This window comes from Rhizobium sp. P1_C7 (assembly GCF_056406295.1).
The window spans coordinates 1-14,993 of sequence record NZ_JBFUAL010000029.1 but is presented as its reverse complement, the minus strand read 5'-3'; the positions used below and the strand labels follow the sequence as shown (position 1 = coordinate 14,993).

At 59.3% G+C, this 14,993-nt stretch carries 13 protein-coding genes; 7 read left to right on the top strand and 6 right to left on the bottom strand.

Annotated elements, in window-relative coordinates:
* Nucleotides 1–98 precede the first annotated feature (98 nt).
* The 5 genes from lhpI to AC1D2R_RS28540 form a co-directional block, all read right to left on the bottom strand.
* On the bottom strand, nt 99–1,070 hold the full coding sequence (lhpI, locus tag AC1D2R_RS28560) for a bifunctional Delta(1)-pyrroline-2-carboxylate/Delta(1)-piperideine-2-carboxylate reductase (RefSeq protein ID WP_477972719.1): 972 nt from the start codon (nt 1,068–1,070) through the stop codon (nt 99–101).
* A gap of 105 nt (nt 1,071–1,175) precedes the next feature.
* A complete protein-coding gene (locus AC1D2R_RS28555) occupies nt 1,176–1,823 on the bottom strand; it encodes an amino acid ABC transporter permease (RefSeq protein ID WP_477972717.1) in 648 nt (215 codons plus the stop codon).
* Nucleotides 1,820–2,488, bottom strand: coding sequence for an amino acid ABC transporter permease (locus tag AC1D2R_RS28550; protein WP_477972715.1), 669 nt, complete (start codon nt 2,486–2,488; stop codon nt 1,820–1,822). Before AC1D2R_RS28550 ends, AC1D2R_RS28555 begins: the two co-directional genes overlap by 4 nt.
* Nucleotides 2,489–2,524: 36 nt before the next feature.
* Nucleotides 2,525–3,319, bottom strand: a complete 795-nt coding sequence (locus AC1D2R_RS28545; RefSeq protein ID WP_477972713.1) for a transporter substrate-binding domain-containing protein — start codon at nt 3,317–3,319, stop codon at nt 2,525–2,527.
* Between the two features lie 55 nt (nt 3,320–3,374).
* The gene (locus AC1D2R_RS28540; protein WP_477972712.1) at nt 3,375–4,436 is read right to left on the bottom strand and encodes an agmatinase; all 1,062 of its coding nucleotides are present in this window, start codon (nt 4,434–4,436) and stop codon (nt 3,375–3,377) included.
* 256 nt (nt 4,437–4,692) lie between these two features.
* Between AC1D2R_RS28540 and AC1D2R_RS28535 the strand changes: the two genes are divergently transcribed.
* From AC1D2R_RS28535 to AC1D2R_RS28510, 6 genes are all read left to right on the top strand, one after another.
* Nucleotides 4,693–5,772, top strand: a complete 1,080-nt coding sequence (locus tag AC1D2R_RS28535; RefSeq protein ID WP_477972710.1) for an extracellular solute-binding protein — start codon at nt 4,693–4,695, stop codon at nt 5,770–5,772.
* A gap of 87 nt (nt 5,773–5,859) precedes the next feature.
* Nucleotides 5,860–6,744: an ABC transporter permease gene (locus AC1D2R_RS28530; protein ID WP_477972708.1), complete on the top strand. Its 885-nt coding sequence runs from the start codon at nt 5,860–5,862 to the stop codon at nt 6,742–6,744.
* Entirely contained in the window at nt 6,741–7,580 is an 840-nt protein-coding gene (locus AC1D2R_RS28525; protein ID WP_477972706.1) for an ABC transporter permease, read from the top strand. The genes AC1D2R_RS28530 and AC1D2R_RS28525 overlap by 4 nt, the downstream gene beginning before the upstream one ends.
* A 10-nt stretch (nt 7,581–7,590) precedes the next feature.
* Entirely contained in the window at nt 7,591–8,661 is a 1,071-nt protein-coding gene (locus AC1D2R_RS28520) for an ABC transporter ATP-binding protein (protein WP_477972705.1), read from the top strand.
* Between the two features lie 156 nt (nt 8,662–8,817).
* Nucleotides 8,818–9,678: a LysR family transcriptional regulator gene (locus AC1D2R_RS28515; protein ID WP_477972792.1), complete on the top strand. Its 861-nt coding sequence runs from the start codon at nt 8,818–8,820 to the stop codon at nt 9,676–9,678.
* A gap of 115 nt (nt 9,679–9,793) precedes the next feature.
* Nucleotides 9,794–10,168: a Rid family hydrolase gene (locus tag AC1D2R_RS28510; RefSeq protein WP_477972703.1), complete on the top strand. Its 375-nt coding sequence runs from the start codon at nt 9,794–9,796 to the stop codon at nt 10,166–10,168.
* Nucleotides 10,169–10,436: 268 nt separating this feature from the next.
* Here AC1D2R_RS28510 and AC1D2R_RS28505 read toward each other — a convergent pair whose 3' ends face one another.
* Nucleotides 10,437–10,877 (bottom strand): hypothetical protein, encoded by a 441-nt coding sequence (locus tag AC1D2R_RS28505; protein ID WP_477972702.1) that lies wholly within the window; start codon nt 10,875–10,877, stop codon nt 10,437–10,439.
* Between the two features lie 261 nt (nt 10,878–11,138).
* On the opposite strand from AC1D2R_RS28505, the gene AC1D2R_RS28500 reads away from it, so the two are divergent.
* The coding region (locus tag AC1D2R_RS28500; RefSeq protein WP_477972701.1) for a N,N-dimethylformamidase beta subunit family domain-containing protein at nt 11,139–14,993 on the top strand (3,855 nt) is incomplete at its 3' end.

Below are 14,993 nucleotides of genomic sequence, written 5' to 3'. Positions count from 1 at the left end.
CTGTCGCCCATGATTTAAGCGATCGCGGTCGACTAGCTGGCCATCGGCATTGTCCGCCAGACCACTGTTCGGCGAAGCGACGTGGCCTGGCCTTGCCGTCAGTTGACGCGAAGCGATTCACTATATGCCATCGTCGCAGCAGCGAGATCCGCCAGTGCCGTTCCGACCGCTTTATAGAGGGTGATCTCTTCGGCGGTGGTTCGAGCAGGGTGGTCCCGACGGCACAATTCGTCGAGCGTTGAACGCACCATCTCGTCCGAAAAAACCCCCGCCTTGATGGGCTGGACGAGGTCACCAGCTTCGTGGAGGGCTTCGGTGGTGTCGATAAAGACCGCAGATCGCCGAATTGCTTCGTCATCCGCTTCACGCATGGCCGGCGTGAAACCGCCAATCAGGTCCAGGTGGGTACCTGGACGCAACCACTCTCCTTTGACAAGCGGCGTGGTAGCCAGCGTTGCGGCACTCACGATGTCGGCGGCGCCGACAGCCTGTTCCAGATCTTCAACGACGGCTACTGTCACCCCCTGTTGTTCGAGCCTTCGCGCCAGTCTCGTCGCACTCGCCGCGTCGATATCCCATATGTCGACATGCTCAATTTGCCGAACTGCGCGATAGGCATCAGGAATGAGGCTTGCCACGCGCCCGGCGCCGACCACCAGCAAACGACTGGCATCCTTGCGAGCGAGATAATCTGCGGCCAGCGCCGATGCTGCCACGGTCCTGCGCGTCGTGATGGTGTTTCCATCAATGAGCGCAAGTTGCTCGCCTGTTAGACTGTCGTAGAGCATATAGGTCGATGTCAATCCGGGAATTCCGCGTCCCGTATTTCCAGGAAAGACGGTGACGATCTTGATGCCGAGATAGCGCGAAGAGCGCTGGGTATCATGCCAGGCAGGCATCAGGAGCAGGGTCGCATCTGGTTCCCCATGATTTGCAATCGTATGGTGGTGGCGCACCGGCACAATGCAACCCTCCGCAAAGGCGCGCCGCAAGGTTTCTATCAAGGGCGCAAAGGGAAGAAGGGCGCACGTAACCTCAGCATCAAGGATGCGAATTCGCGTATCGATCATTGAAATAGCCTCCCGTGGAATTTGAACGACCGACTTGCCGGTCGAATGGGGTGAACACGTTTCCTCCAGCGCGACTGGAAATCGACAGTCTTGCGCGGCGCACGCTCAGTGAATTGGAGCCTTCTTCTCGAGCATCCGTGCGTATTGGGTCAGGGGATAGCAGAGCATAAAAAAGATGACTGCGACCAAGCCATAGACTTTGAACGGTTCGAAGGTCGCATTGTTTATAGCGTTCGCGGTTCTCATGAGCTCCTCAAAGCCAAGGATGGACGTCAGGGCTGTGCTCTTGATCAATTGCACAAGGAAACCGACAGTGGGCGCACGGGTGATGCGAAAAGCCTGCGGCAGAATGATGAGCCGCAGCTCCTGCAAACGGTGTAACCCGAGGCTCGCCGCCGCATCCCATTGGCCGCGTGGCAGCGCTTCGACACCGCTTCGCCAGATCTCGGCGAGATATGCACTGGCATAGAACGTCAGACCGCACACGGCAGCCGTCCATGGCTCTATTCGGAAACCCAGCATGGGCAACCCGAAGAACATCAGGAATAGCTGCATCAGGAGCGGAGTGCCTTGAAACAGCGCTATGTAACCCGACGCCAGACGGCGTGGCCAGAATGCTTTCGATATCCGTGCAAACAGGATCGCGAGCCCGACGGCAGCCCCGCCGGCGAAGGCTGCGATCGACAGGAGAACCGTCCAACGTGTCGCAAAGGCGAGGTTGCGCACAATATCCCATAACGTGAATTCAATCATGACACGCCGGCTCCAAGAAAGCGCCGCCCGACGGTAATGAGCAAACGCCGGAGGCTTGCCGACATCRCAAGGTAGATCATCGTCACGACAAGATACGTTTCGAAAGAACGGAAGGTACGCGCTTGCAGAAGGTCGGCCTCCTGCGCCAGCTCTCGAACGGAAATCTGCGAGACCACAGCCGATTCCAGCATCATGATGATGATCTGGCTCGTCAGCGCCGGAAAGATAATGGTGAGCGCCTGTGGCAACACAACTTTGAAAAACACGTGCCTGGGCTTGAGCCCAAGCGCGCGTGCTGCCTCGCCTTGCCCTTTCGGTATAGCATCGAGCCCTGCGCCAACAACCTCGGTGGTGTATGCCGCCATGTTCAGGGTCATGGCGAGTATTGCAGCGGTCACCGGATCGAGACGGATTCCGAGAGTGGGAAGTCCGAAGAAGATGAACAACAGCTGGACCAGGAACGGGGTGTTGCGGATCACTTCAACGTAGATGCCGACAGCCCGTCGCAGCCAGCCGTACCGCCCTCGTCGGGCAGCCGCACCGAAAACGCTGAGCACCGTCCCCAGGACCGTGGTGCAGGCAATCAGCATAAGCGTCATGCCCGCGCCGTAAGCAAGCGCTCCTGCACTGCCCCAAAGCCAGTCGAATCCAAGGCTATAGGTCATCTCCACTCCTTCCGCGGGTTGGAGCGCTCATGATTGTCAGTCCTTGAGGTTTTCAGGATTGAGCGGCGTCTTCAGCCAGGCTTTTGAACTTGCGTCGAGTTTTCCCTCGGCCACCATCTTGGCGACCACGTCGTTGACTGCCTTTTTCAGACCTTCCTCACTCTTGCGAAGAGCGATATGCGAAGGCGACGTTAGGAGCTGGAACTTCTGTTCCGGCTTCAACGCATCCTGCCGGGCCAGGACCTGCGCTCCAACGTCGTTGCCGACAACCATCAATTGCGTTTGGCCTGAGATGAAGGCCTGTATGACGGAGTTGTAGTTCTCGAAGCGCTGGATCGTTGCGGACGCAGGGGCGGCAGCCGTCAAAGAGGTGTCTTCGAGCGTCCCGCGATTGACGGCAATCGTCTTGTCGGCCAGATCGTCCTTGTTGCTGATCGCGAGTGCTGCTGGGGCGATGACCGCGATGTAATATGGGGCGTATGCAGCCGCATAATCGATGACCTCCGCCCGCTCCTTTGAATAGCCGACACTCATCAGGATATCGACGCGCTTATCGTTCAGATAGGCGATCCGGTTTTGCCCGGTGACGCTTACCAGGTTGAGCTTTACGCCAAGACTGTCGGCAATGTCCTGCGCAACATCGATATCGTATCCCTTGATGCTCATGTCGGCACTGGCCGAGGAAAATGGAGGGAAATCGGAGAATATGCCGACACTGATCTGGCCGGCGGCCTTGATGTCGGCGAGTTCGTCCGCATGGGCAGCTAACCCCACAAGAGCAAATGCAGCGGCAGCAGCGACAGTGCGACCTAGTTTTCGGTAAATTGTCATGTTTGTTCCCCTTTTTGGATGTTTTGGTTGGTTTGAATGGAGGTTCACCTCTGCATCAGGCGGCGCGCCCGCGTGCGGACGGACTGAACGTCGCAAGACACAGAAGTTCGAACAGAACCTGGGCGGCTATCTGCGCTGTATTGGTGGTCGGGTCATACTGCGGCGCGATTTCCACGACGTCACCGCCAACGAGATTGATCCCTCGCAAACCCCGCAAAATGGCCAGAGCTTCCCTCGGAAGAAGGCCTCCGACCTCAGGGGTTCCGGTTCCGGGCGCAAAGGCAGGATCAAGGCTGTCAACGTCGAAGCTGAGATAGGTAGGGCCGGATCCGACCACCTCGAGAGCGCGGGCGATCACAGCCTTGACGCCCATTTCCGCGACCTCTTCGGCATGAATAACCGTCATGCCGGAGGCGAAGGAGAATTCCCAGAGATACTCGCCACCGCCGCGGATGCCGATCTGGATCGTGCGTCGAGGATCAAGTACCCCGGCAAGTACGGCCTCTCGAAAGGGAGCTCCGTGATGGAATTTCGAACCCTCGTAAGGCCCCGCCGTATCGCAATGGGCGTCAATGTGGATCATGCCCACTGGCGCATTGCGCGCGAGGCCCTTGAGGATGGCACCGGAAATGGAATGATCCCCGCCTACCGACAAGGGTATCGCCTCGGTACCGGAAATCATGCGGTAGCATGCTTCAATGTCTGCATGGCATCCAGCAAGGTCAAACCGGCTCCGCATCGGCACGTCGCCGACATCGGCAACCTTCAGCTTACCCATCGGCGCAACCCGAAGGACGTGCTCATAGGGTCCCACCCGCTCGATTGCCCGAACTGCCCTCGGCCCCAGTCGTGCGCCTGCACGGTTGGTCACACCAAGATCCATTGGCACACCGATCAAGGCGACGTCCAGAGCATCAAGAATGTCCGGCCGCAGGCCGTTTTCTATGAACGGCGCGTCGAGGAATGTTGCCGGGTCCGCAAAAGGCCATTTGCGACTGTCGCCGTCCTTGAAGACGCTTGCGGCAACTTCGCGAAAGTGTGGATCTTGCATTTCGCCGCCGGCCGCATTGCCGAAGCGGTTGCGCAAGTCCTCCAGAAAATCCCGGTCAATCGTCAAGATAAGCTCCACGGTTCTGATATCGCGGTGCCATCCTTCGCTTTGGCGCAACCCTTTGGAACCTCGAAAATTCAAGAGCGACTATAACGATTCCTGATACCCGGACTCAGCGTGGCGAAGCGATGCGAGGGGGCGCACATTCAGAAAATCTTATAGCCCAGCGAAGTTTTTCCCACTACCGCCGGCAACAACGCCCAAGCAGTCTTCCCCCAGAACAAAAGGCCGCATCGTGATGGCCACAAAAAGGGAACTGACCATGTTGCACACTATGACACGCCGCCGTTTCATGGGATCCGCTGTGGCTCTCGGAGTTGCCGGAACGATTGCTGGACTTGCACGGCCGGCGGCCGCAGGGACGAGCGCTAATCTTACAGCAGTCGAATGGGGCGGAGATGTTGTCGAAGCCATGAAGCAAGTGGCGGCAACCCAGAACGCGGCGACATTCAACTGGGTACTCCATCAGGGTGGGGCGGGCGCGATTCTGCCGAAGATAAAGGCGGTTTGGCCAAGTGTCGACTTTGACTACGTCGCCGGATGGGAGGGCTCGTTCAACAGCATGGTCAAAGAAGATTGGCTGGAGACCATCAATCCTGCAGACATTCCCAACCTTGCCGATATCCCGGAAAAAATCATCATTCGTGATGCCAAGGACAACATAAAGGCCGTGCCTCGCGCGGTGGGGGGCATGTATTTCGGGGCACGAACCGACACAGCGCCTCGGGTCATCAAGACGATCGACGATCTTCTCAGCCCCGAGCTGAAAGGAGCAATCTGCTGGCCTGGGCCAACCCAGAGCATGATGTTGCAGATCGTGGCACTCGCACTCCATGCAGGAGGTAGCGAAACCAACATGGAGCCAGGTTGGAAGCTGATGAAGGAGATCGCGAAATCGGGAAACATTGGTCGTGTCGCCGTCACTGACATCGATTTTACCAATTCGCTGACGTCGGGTGAAACGTCGGTTGGCTTCTTTGCGGAACCCGGCTGGGCGGCGGTGGCAAAGAACTTCCCCGTTACGCGCTTTACCAAGGATGCCAACTTCAAGACATTCCTCTATCAGAGCGGCTTCGGGGTCTTGAAGAATAGACCCAATACGAAGGCGACCCTGGACTTTGTCAACTTCGCCATCAGCCCGGAGATGAACGGGCTTTACGCCAAGGTGGCAGGCGAAGCACCACTCAATGCCAAGGCAACGACTCCCGACAATCTGAAGCATCTCGCCTTCACTCCCGACGAGTTCGCCGGCTCCGTCTATGTTCCCGACTACAACGTCGTTCTTGAACAGCAGGATGCCTGGTCCAAGCGCTGGGAGCAGGACATCGCGCCGCTGCTTTAAAGAATTGCGATGAAGGTCTCGAAGGCGCGACGGCGCGTCTTCGAGAGTCTTTCTGGCGCTCGTCGGACGGAAATAGGCTGTTTGATCATGACCAAAGCCACGCGGCGATCTGCCGCCATCTCAATTTCGGATTACCGCGACACGGCCATGGCACTTGGCCCTGCCCTGGTGGTTTTCGCCTTCGGTTTTCTTTCGCCGCTGATCAATCTGGCCATCGAAAGCTTGAAGCAATTCACGCCGGGGCGCGTCGGTTCCGTCGAAGGCGCCGTGACGACGGTCCAGAACTATCATGAGCTCGCGAACCAGGCTTTCGTGAACGTCCTGATCACGACATTCTGGATCGGTGGCGTGGCGGCAATCGTCGGGCAGCTCGTGGCCCTTCCTCTCGCCTACTTCATCGTGCGACGGCTTTCAGTGCGCATGCGTACTCTTACGCTTGGCTTTCTCATCACGCTCGTGCTGTCGAGCGTCTTGATCAAGACATACGCGATCGAACTGACGTTCGGCTCGGTTGGTATCTTGCGGCCCCTGCTTCTAAGCGTCGGCTTTTCGCCCAATAGCCGAGAGTACATCAATCTTGTCGTTATCGCGGGACTGGTTCACTCGATCATACCTGTCGCGACGCTGACACTCATGGGGGCGATGCAGTCGATTGATCCACGCCTCCTCGACGCTGCCCAATCGCTGGGAGCGCCCGGTTGGAAAGCTCATCTGTCGATTACGCTTCCGCTCAGCCTGCCTGCCCTCGTCTCGAGCACCCTTGTCTCACTGACTTTTGCGATCAGCGCATTCGTCATTCCGATGGTGCTCGGGAGAGGGCGCGTTCTCTTCATGTCGAATGTGATCTACACGCGCTTCAGCGACATCGCCAACTATCCAAGCGGAGCTGCGATCTCGCTCGTCATGCTCGCCGCTGCACTTGCGGTGATCGCATTCATAACGTTTGCGCAATCGTGGAAGGGCTCCAGATGACCTTGCGTTCTCTTGGCAAGCGATTTGGCGACCGTATCGCCAGTGTTCTCGCCTACGGCGTGATCGGCCTTGGGCTGGCGTTTCTCGCGATCCCGTTGGCGATGACGTGCCTGATGGCTTTCGACGCGAGGTCCTATCTCGGTCCTCTGCCGCCCCCCGCACTGTCGCTTCACTGGTTCGAACGACTTGTCTCGCAGGCGGAGATTTTAACCAGCCTTCGCACCAGCATCATTTTGGGCCTGCTGACCACGTTTCTGTCTGTCTCGATCGGGACAGCTGCAGCTGTCGGCCTCGTGCGCAGGAACTTTCCGGGAAAGGCGGCACTGACATCGGCCTTCCTGTCGCCGCTGGTCGTTCCGCCTGTCGTTATCGGGTTCGGTTTGCTGCTTTTCCTCTCTAAGGCCGGTATCACGAATGGCTTTGCGCGCATGCTTCTTGGGCACGTGATCGTGACCGTGCCCTATTGCATAAGGACGAGCCTTTCCAGTCTTCTTGGCAGCGACAAGCGATTGACGGAAGCTGCAATGATTCTCGGCGCGACGGAACGCCAAGCGTTTTGGACCATTACGATACCGCTAATGAGGACTGGCATTATCACCGGGGCGATCTTCGCATTCGCCATTTCGATGGACGACGTCTCAATCAGTCTTTTCCTGAGTGACCCATCCTCAACGACCCTGCCTGTCACGCTCGTCAGCAATATGCGTGCGGCCTTCGACCTGACGATAGCTGCCGCAGCTGTGATCCTGATGGCAGCAACTGTGATGCTGATCGTTGTCCTCGACAGGCTCGTCGGATTCGACAACGTCGTCGGCCAGGGCCTGTTTCGTTCATGAGGAGAGTATAATGATGTCTGCGGTTGAATTTCGAGGCGTCGGCAAGCGCTTCGGCGAGACTGTTGCGCTCGGTGATATATCCTTTTCCGTTGCCCCGGGCGAAACGATCGCTCTGCTCGGTCCGAGCGGTTGCGGCAAGACCACGATCCTTCGTCTTATCGCCGGTTTTGAGCGGCCCGACAGCGGCACGATCACGATCGCGGGCAAGTCCATGGCCGGTTTGAAGCCTTATGAGCGTAACGTCGGCCTGCTTTTCCAGCACTACGCCCTCTTCCCGCACATGACGGTCGAGCAGAATATCGGCTATGGGCTTCGCCACCGAGGTCACCCGGCAACCGAGATCCCTGCCCGCGTTGCTGAGATGCTCGAGCTTGTGCAGCTATCGGGTTTCGGGCACAGACGTCCCCATCAGTTGAGTGGGGGACAGCAACAGCGTGTAGCCTTGGCCCGAGCTCTCGCGACGCACCCGAGCCTCCTCCTCCTTGACGAACCTCTTTCCGCCCTCGATGCCAAGCTTCGGCACGAACTGCGCACCGAGCTGAAAGACGTTCTCGCTGCGGTCGGTTCAACCGCAATCGTGGTAACACACGACCAGGAAGAGGCCATGAGCCTTGGAGAGCGAATATTCGTCATGAGCCGTGGCGCCATTATGCAGTCGGGTAAGCCCGACGACGTTTACTGGCGTCCCAATTCGCGCTTCGTTGCGGACTTCATGGGTCGAGCAAACTGGATCAGGGGATCGATCGTCGCGTCGAACGGAGCAATATCAAGGTTTCGTTCGGAGTCTGGATGGGAGTTCCCGGTTGCTTCGCCAGACAAAAGTGCCGTCATGCGCGAGGTTTGCGTGCGACCCGAGAGCGTCGAGATATCGTCAACCGCTAGCCACACCGTGACACAGGGCATGCCAGGACGCGTTGCAGAGATCGTGATGCTGGGGGCTTTCCAGCACGTCTTTGTCGAGCTTGCCAGTGGTGACCGTGTCGTTTCTGCCTGTCCGAACCGTCCGGACATTTCGTTCGTGCGTGGGCAGCAGGTCGCGGTCTCCTTGCCGCCAAAAGCGTGTGTCCTGTTTAATCGCTAGTCGCTTCGCGTTGCGACTGAGGTGACCACCTGCCGGTCGCGCAACTTGGCGAGGGGCAAAGCCCCGTTGCGCCTGGACGGGAGAAGGTTCAATGTCGGCCGCAGCTGTCGATGCCACGATCAGCGTCCTCAGCAGCGGCAAAATCGCGGTTCATCCATGCTTGATCTAGACTCTTATCTGTTGCGCGCCTTCCTGACGGTCGCAGAAATAGGAACCGTCAACGGTGCGGCGGGAAAATTGCATCGAACCCAGGCGGCGGTCAGCATGCAGATCCGCAAGCTCGAGGAACTTGTCGGTGTAACGCTTTTCACCCGCTCTTCCAAAGGGCTTGAACTCACCGCTCATGGTCAAATCATGGTTGCCTATGCGCGGGAAATCGTCTTGCTCAGCGACGAGGTCGGACAAAGGCTTACCGGAAAGATGATCGAGGGTCGGATCCGCCTCGGAGTCGTGGAGGATTTTGCCGCCAGCCGTCTGATCGATATCCTTCGGGACTTCAGGGTTCAAAACCCAAAGGTGGACATCGACATCATTGTTGAGCCAAATCGACGCCTGGCGGAAATGTTCGAAGACGGAAAACTCGATCTCGCAGTCTGCGACATAACCGTTCTTGCCAGAAAGCCAATCTTGATCTGGACAGAATATCTGACCTGGGCTGTCAGATCAGATTTTGTCGTTGACGCAAGCAGGCCCCTGCCGGTCATCATGTTTGATGAGAGCTGCCCTTGGAATGTTCGGACCATAGCGACTTTATCGCAAAGAAATATCAAATGGAAAATCGCCTGTGTCGCATCGACTTTGGTCGCCATGGCCACCGCGGTGCGGGTCGGCATAGGTATTGGCCCGATGCTTGCAGCGACAATCCCAGAGGGATGTCGCGCACTCGACAAGTCGACCGATTTGCCTGGCGGCGTGCGCATCGAGATCGGCTTTTATGCACAATCGGATGTGTCGGATGGTGTTCGCTATCTCGTTGAATTCGTCTCGCGTCACACTGCGATGGCCGACCGCCCTTAAGATCCCGTTATACCGGTCAAAAATAAAGCGCCCTATTCAAGGGCCGCGACAAGCACCAGTTTGCCTTCTCGGCGAGCATCTCTCCACACGGCCACAAATCAAGGATTGCACGACTATGACTATCGGGAGAGCCGTTGTGGATGGGGTCTCTCCGGTTCAAACGATACACCTCATCGGACACCTTGCCACCGATGCCGCGGGCTCTGGAGTTGGCGCGCAGACGAGAGAGATTCTGCATCGCATCGGGAACCTGCTTGCGCAGGCAGGCACTGACAAGTCAGAATTGATCCACGCCAATATCTGGCTGCGTGATCTCAAATCATTTGCTGAAATGGACGCGATTTGGGATGGATGGATGGTGCCCGGCAGAACGCCTCGCCGTACGACATTCGAAGACCGGTGCTTGCCCCGTCTGTGCGATGTGCGTATCGACGTGGTCGCATGGCGCAGAACGGAAGGGCTTCCTCCATCCGCGGATATTCCCGGTTGAAAATGCGGTGCAAGGCCCGGCTGAAAACCGCCATCAACCCCAGCGCGTTGAAGACGCGTGAATACACAGTCCCGTAGGGCGTTCCCGCGCTGGTCGGCGTTGTCGTCCAAGGTTGTTCCCGATAGGCCACGCGGCCGGCACCTATCGAATACCGGCATCTTCGCCTTGCAGGTCTAGGGTCGCCAACGCGCCGCGGTGGCCGGATCGAAGCAACAAGGGACGATCCGGCCAAACGAGGAGCAATTCGCCGCCCTGCGTTGGGTGAAACCTACCACGCGAAAATGTTGCGTAGTCGGGCCACTATGCCGGTTCGATCGCCCTCGGCAATCAGTGCTCGGACATGACGGGCGGCCGTCACGGTGCTGACCCTCTCTCCGAAATGGCAAAAGCAGACGATCCTGTGCAACTGATGATCGCTCAGTTCGAAGAACCGTTGGGCCTCGCCATAGGTGTCGCTTTCCAATCCGACGGATCGCAAAACAGGGTCCGCAAACGCTACAGAGATCGGCGAATCGTCGGCGCGAATGACCGCACGCTCCTTGGCCGGCTGGTATTCGGTCTCGTACAGGGTTGATAGCGAGCGGTGTGAACTGCGTTCCAGAAGATCGGCCCAGCGTTCAATGCGTTCACGGCGCGACATTGTCGGGCGCGGATAGTCGAAGTCCACATTGGCGACGGTCTGGAGTTGTTCAAGGGCGCGGTGCTTCATCGAAACCTCCTTTTCGTACGGTAGGTGGTCCATCCATCGAAACTTGCCAAACGGGAGCGTGACTCCGACGCGCCACGAAGTCCAATCACGATCAGACGAAAAGACAAATCTCACCTCGTTCGTATTCGTAAAACATCGATTGGTCGGTGATCTACGCCGAAGTGGGTACAATGCATTTTGTGCCATTTCGACTATGCTTCTGACGATCACCCATAGTTCGGTCCGTATTGATTCCGACCATTTTCGCGAGAGGGTCAGCCCATGTATCGCTATGCTCGTCGGTGGACTTCCAGGTCACTATTGCCAGACTCGTTGGCTCCCAGATGGCTGGCCACCGGGCAAGAGGCCGAGCCGCGCAGGTTTGTTCATAAACGCGAGGACTATTCGCAGCTCGCATCGACCGTGCAAGTTGCCGATTGGGACAAGATCGGCACTCGTGTCGACCTGATATTCAACGATTCTTCGCTCGATGAGGACCGGGGGGAGCAGGCCGGCGATGAGGTCTCCGACGTGTATCGACACGTGGATGCCGATCGGGCATCGCTTTCGTTTGCCGACGCAGTTGCACCATTCACAAGGGATACCGCCGCGAGCTCATTTCGCACGGCATTGAAGCTGCCTGTCGGCGGAGCGGGCATGAGCCGCATAAGCGGCGATCCCTTGGGGCCATTTCTTCTGCACAGTCCCGCACTGCAAAGTCACTCACTGACGGCGGCGGGGAGAGGAGCGACCAGCGCGGCGGTCGAACCTGCCGCCTCAGGCAACGTCGTCATCCTGGAATCAGCACCCTCCGCCAAGACCACAGCGCACATTTCCGGATCTCCGTCTTTTCTGGCGTTTGGCTTGCCTTACGGTGTTTGCGGGTGCGGCTATTTTACGTCTCCAACACACATTCTAGAGTGGGCACCCGGCCAGAGCATGCTTCAACCGGACGGTCAATTGCCGGGGACACGGCTGATCGATGGACCTGACTACGTTTCCGCCGGCAAGAGTTCGATGGGCGCCTCGATCAGCGACCCGCTTCTGGGCAGGAACCTGACCCAGCTCTCGGGATGGACCGGTACGGCAAATTGGGCCGAGTCGGCGGCGTGGACCGGATCGCTGCCCGGCGGCGGAGAGGCCGGAGCGGGAACCGGCACATCGAAGGGTGTCGGCATCCTTTCCGGCTCGGTCACCAGTCCGCCGCCGACGGTGACCTCGAGAGCCGCGACCCAGAGCCTGGCGGCAGTGGCAGCGGCCGTCAATCCAGTCGTCGCGGAAAACCAGAAGCAGGGCAATCCCGAGAGCGAGTGGGGGATCGACGGCTCGGGCAGCTCCAACATCGAGGGTTTTGCGACCGATATAAGTGTCGACAACGGCAAGACGATCAGCTTCAAGATCGATACGGACTCCACCAACTATCGCATCGACATCTACCGGCTCGGCTATTATGGCGGCATGGGTGCGCGCAAGGTCGCCACGATGCAGCACACGGGATTGCAGGCGCAGCCAGACCCATTGCGCGATGCGTCGACCGGCCTCGTCGACGCCGGCAACTGGGCTGTCTCTGCGTCCTGGGCCGTGCCGGAGGACGCGGTCTCCGGCGTTTACATCGCCAAGCTTGTGCGTCAGGACGGCACCTTCGGCGAGAACCAGATCCCGTTCATCGTGCGCGACGACGACAGCCACAGCGATGTCGTCTTCCAGACGGCAGATGAGACGTGGCAGGCCTATAACGGCTGGGGTGGCGCAAACTTCTACGGCGGCAACGGCCCGGCGACAGGACAGGGCGCCGGTCGTGCCTATGCCCTAAGCTATAACAGGCCGATCGTGACGCGCGGCGGCATCGGCACGTTTGCCGGCCCGCAGGACTATCTCTTCGGCGCAGAGTATGCGGGCATCTACTGGCTGGAGCAGAACGGCTACGACGTCTCCTACATGTCGGGCGTCGATGTGGACCGCTACGGCAGCCTGCTACTCAATCACAACGTATATGTGGATGCGGGCCATGACGAGTACTGGTCGGGTCAGCAGCGGGCCAATGTCGAGGCCGCCCGGGATGCGGGTGTCAACTTGCAGTTCTGGAGCGGCAACGAGGTCTACTGGCGCACCCGCTGGGGCAACAGCCTGAGCGCAGACGCCACGGCCTACCGCACGATGATCTCCTACAAGGAGACTTGGTCGCCCGGCGCCAGCATCGATCCTTCCAGTGAGTGGACCGGGACGTTTCGCGATCCGCGCCTCAGTCCGCCCGCCGTCGGCGGAGGAAACCCCGAAAACTCCCTCACCGGCCAGTTGTTCAAGGTCGACGACGTCGGCGGCAATCTGCAGTCGATCAAGGTCCCCTATGACGACGCCAACCTCCGCTTCTGGCGCAACACGAGCGTCGCCAACCTGCAGGCCGGGCAGACGGCGACGCTGACGCAGAATTACCTCGGATATGAATGGGACGAAGCGGTCGACAACGGCTTCGATCCCGCCGGGCTGGTCAAGCTGTCATCGACGACAGTTCCGGTAAGCACCTATCTTCTTGATTACGGGAATACGACCGGTGACGGCGTCTCGACCCACAATCTCACTCTTTACCGCGCTCCGAGCGGAGCGCTGGTCTTCGGCGCCGGAACCGTCTACTGGTCCTGGGGTCTGAGCGACAATCACGACCTTCAGGGGACGCCGACCGACCCGCGCGTCCAGCAGGCAATGGTAAATCTGTTTGCGGACATGGGAATCCAGCCTGTCACGTTGCAGTCCGGGCTCGTTGCTGCGACCGCCTCCACCGACCTCACAGCGCCGACTTCCACCCTCACGGCGCCGGCAACTGTCTCGCCTGGGACCAACGTAACGATTTCCGGTACTGCTTCGGATGTCGGCGGCGTGGTCGCTGGAGTGGAGGTTTCGACGGACAACGGTGCCAGCTGGCATCCAGCGACCGGCGATGAGAACTGGACGTATACCTGGTCGCCACAGGTTGCGGGCACCTATGTCATTCGCTCTCGCGCCGTCGACGACAGCATAAACCTTGAAACCCCATCGGCGGGGCGCACGGTCGTCGTCAGCGGGCCGACCTACGTGTCGCTCTTTCCGGGGAGTGCGACGCCTGCGATTGTGAACACCAATGACGCCGCCGCGGTCGAGCTCGGGGTCAAATTCCAGACCTCGGCGGCTGGTACCGTCAGTGGTATCCGCTTCTACAAGGGTAGTCAGGACACCGGCACCCATACCGGCTCCCTCTGGTCGAGCACTGGAACGAGGCTTGCCACCCTCACCTTCAGCAACGAAACAGCAAGCGGTTGGCAAACCGCGTATTTCTCAAGCCCGGTTGCACTGACGGTGGGCGCCACCTACACGGCCTCCTATCACACCGACACAGGCCACTATTCGAGCACTGCCAATTACTTCACTTCTAATCTGACCAGCGGTCCCTTGACTGCGCCTGCCAGCGGCAACGGCGTTTACAGCTATGGCAGTAGCAGCCTCCCGACCAGCACATTCGAGGCGACGAACTACTGGGTCGACGTGATCTTCAACCCGTCGACATCGGGCAACACGGTTCCGACTGCGGTTGCCGATGCGGGCGATGCCACCGAGAAGGGCGGGGTCGCCAATGGCTCGGGCGGCGTGGCCGCCAGCGGTAACGTGCTCACCAATGACACCGATCCGGATAGCGGCGATACCAAGGCCGTCAGCGCGGTCAGCTTCGGCGCGACCACGGGCACGCTCGGCACGGCGCTCAACGGCACTTATGGCAGCCTCGTGCTCAATGCGTCGGGCGCCTACACCTACACCGTCAACGAGAGCGCCTCCGCCGTGCAGGCCTTGCGGCTGTCGACCAACACGCTGACCGATGCCTTCAGCTACACCATGCGCGACACCGCCGGCGCCATCGCCACGGCGACGCTCACCGTCACCGTTCATGGCGCCAATGACGCGCCGGTGCTCGCCGTCCAGACCTCCAACCAGAACGCCACGGTGGGCACCGCGTTCTCGCTTGCACTCCCCGCCGGCACGTTCACCGATGTCGACAGCGGCGAGACGCTCACCTACACGGCACTGGCCGCCGACGGCTCGGCGCTTCCCGCCTGGCTGAGCTTCAACGCCACGACGCGGACCTTCACCGGCACGCCGACGGCCGCCAAT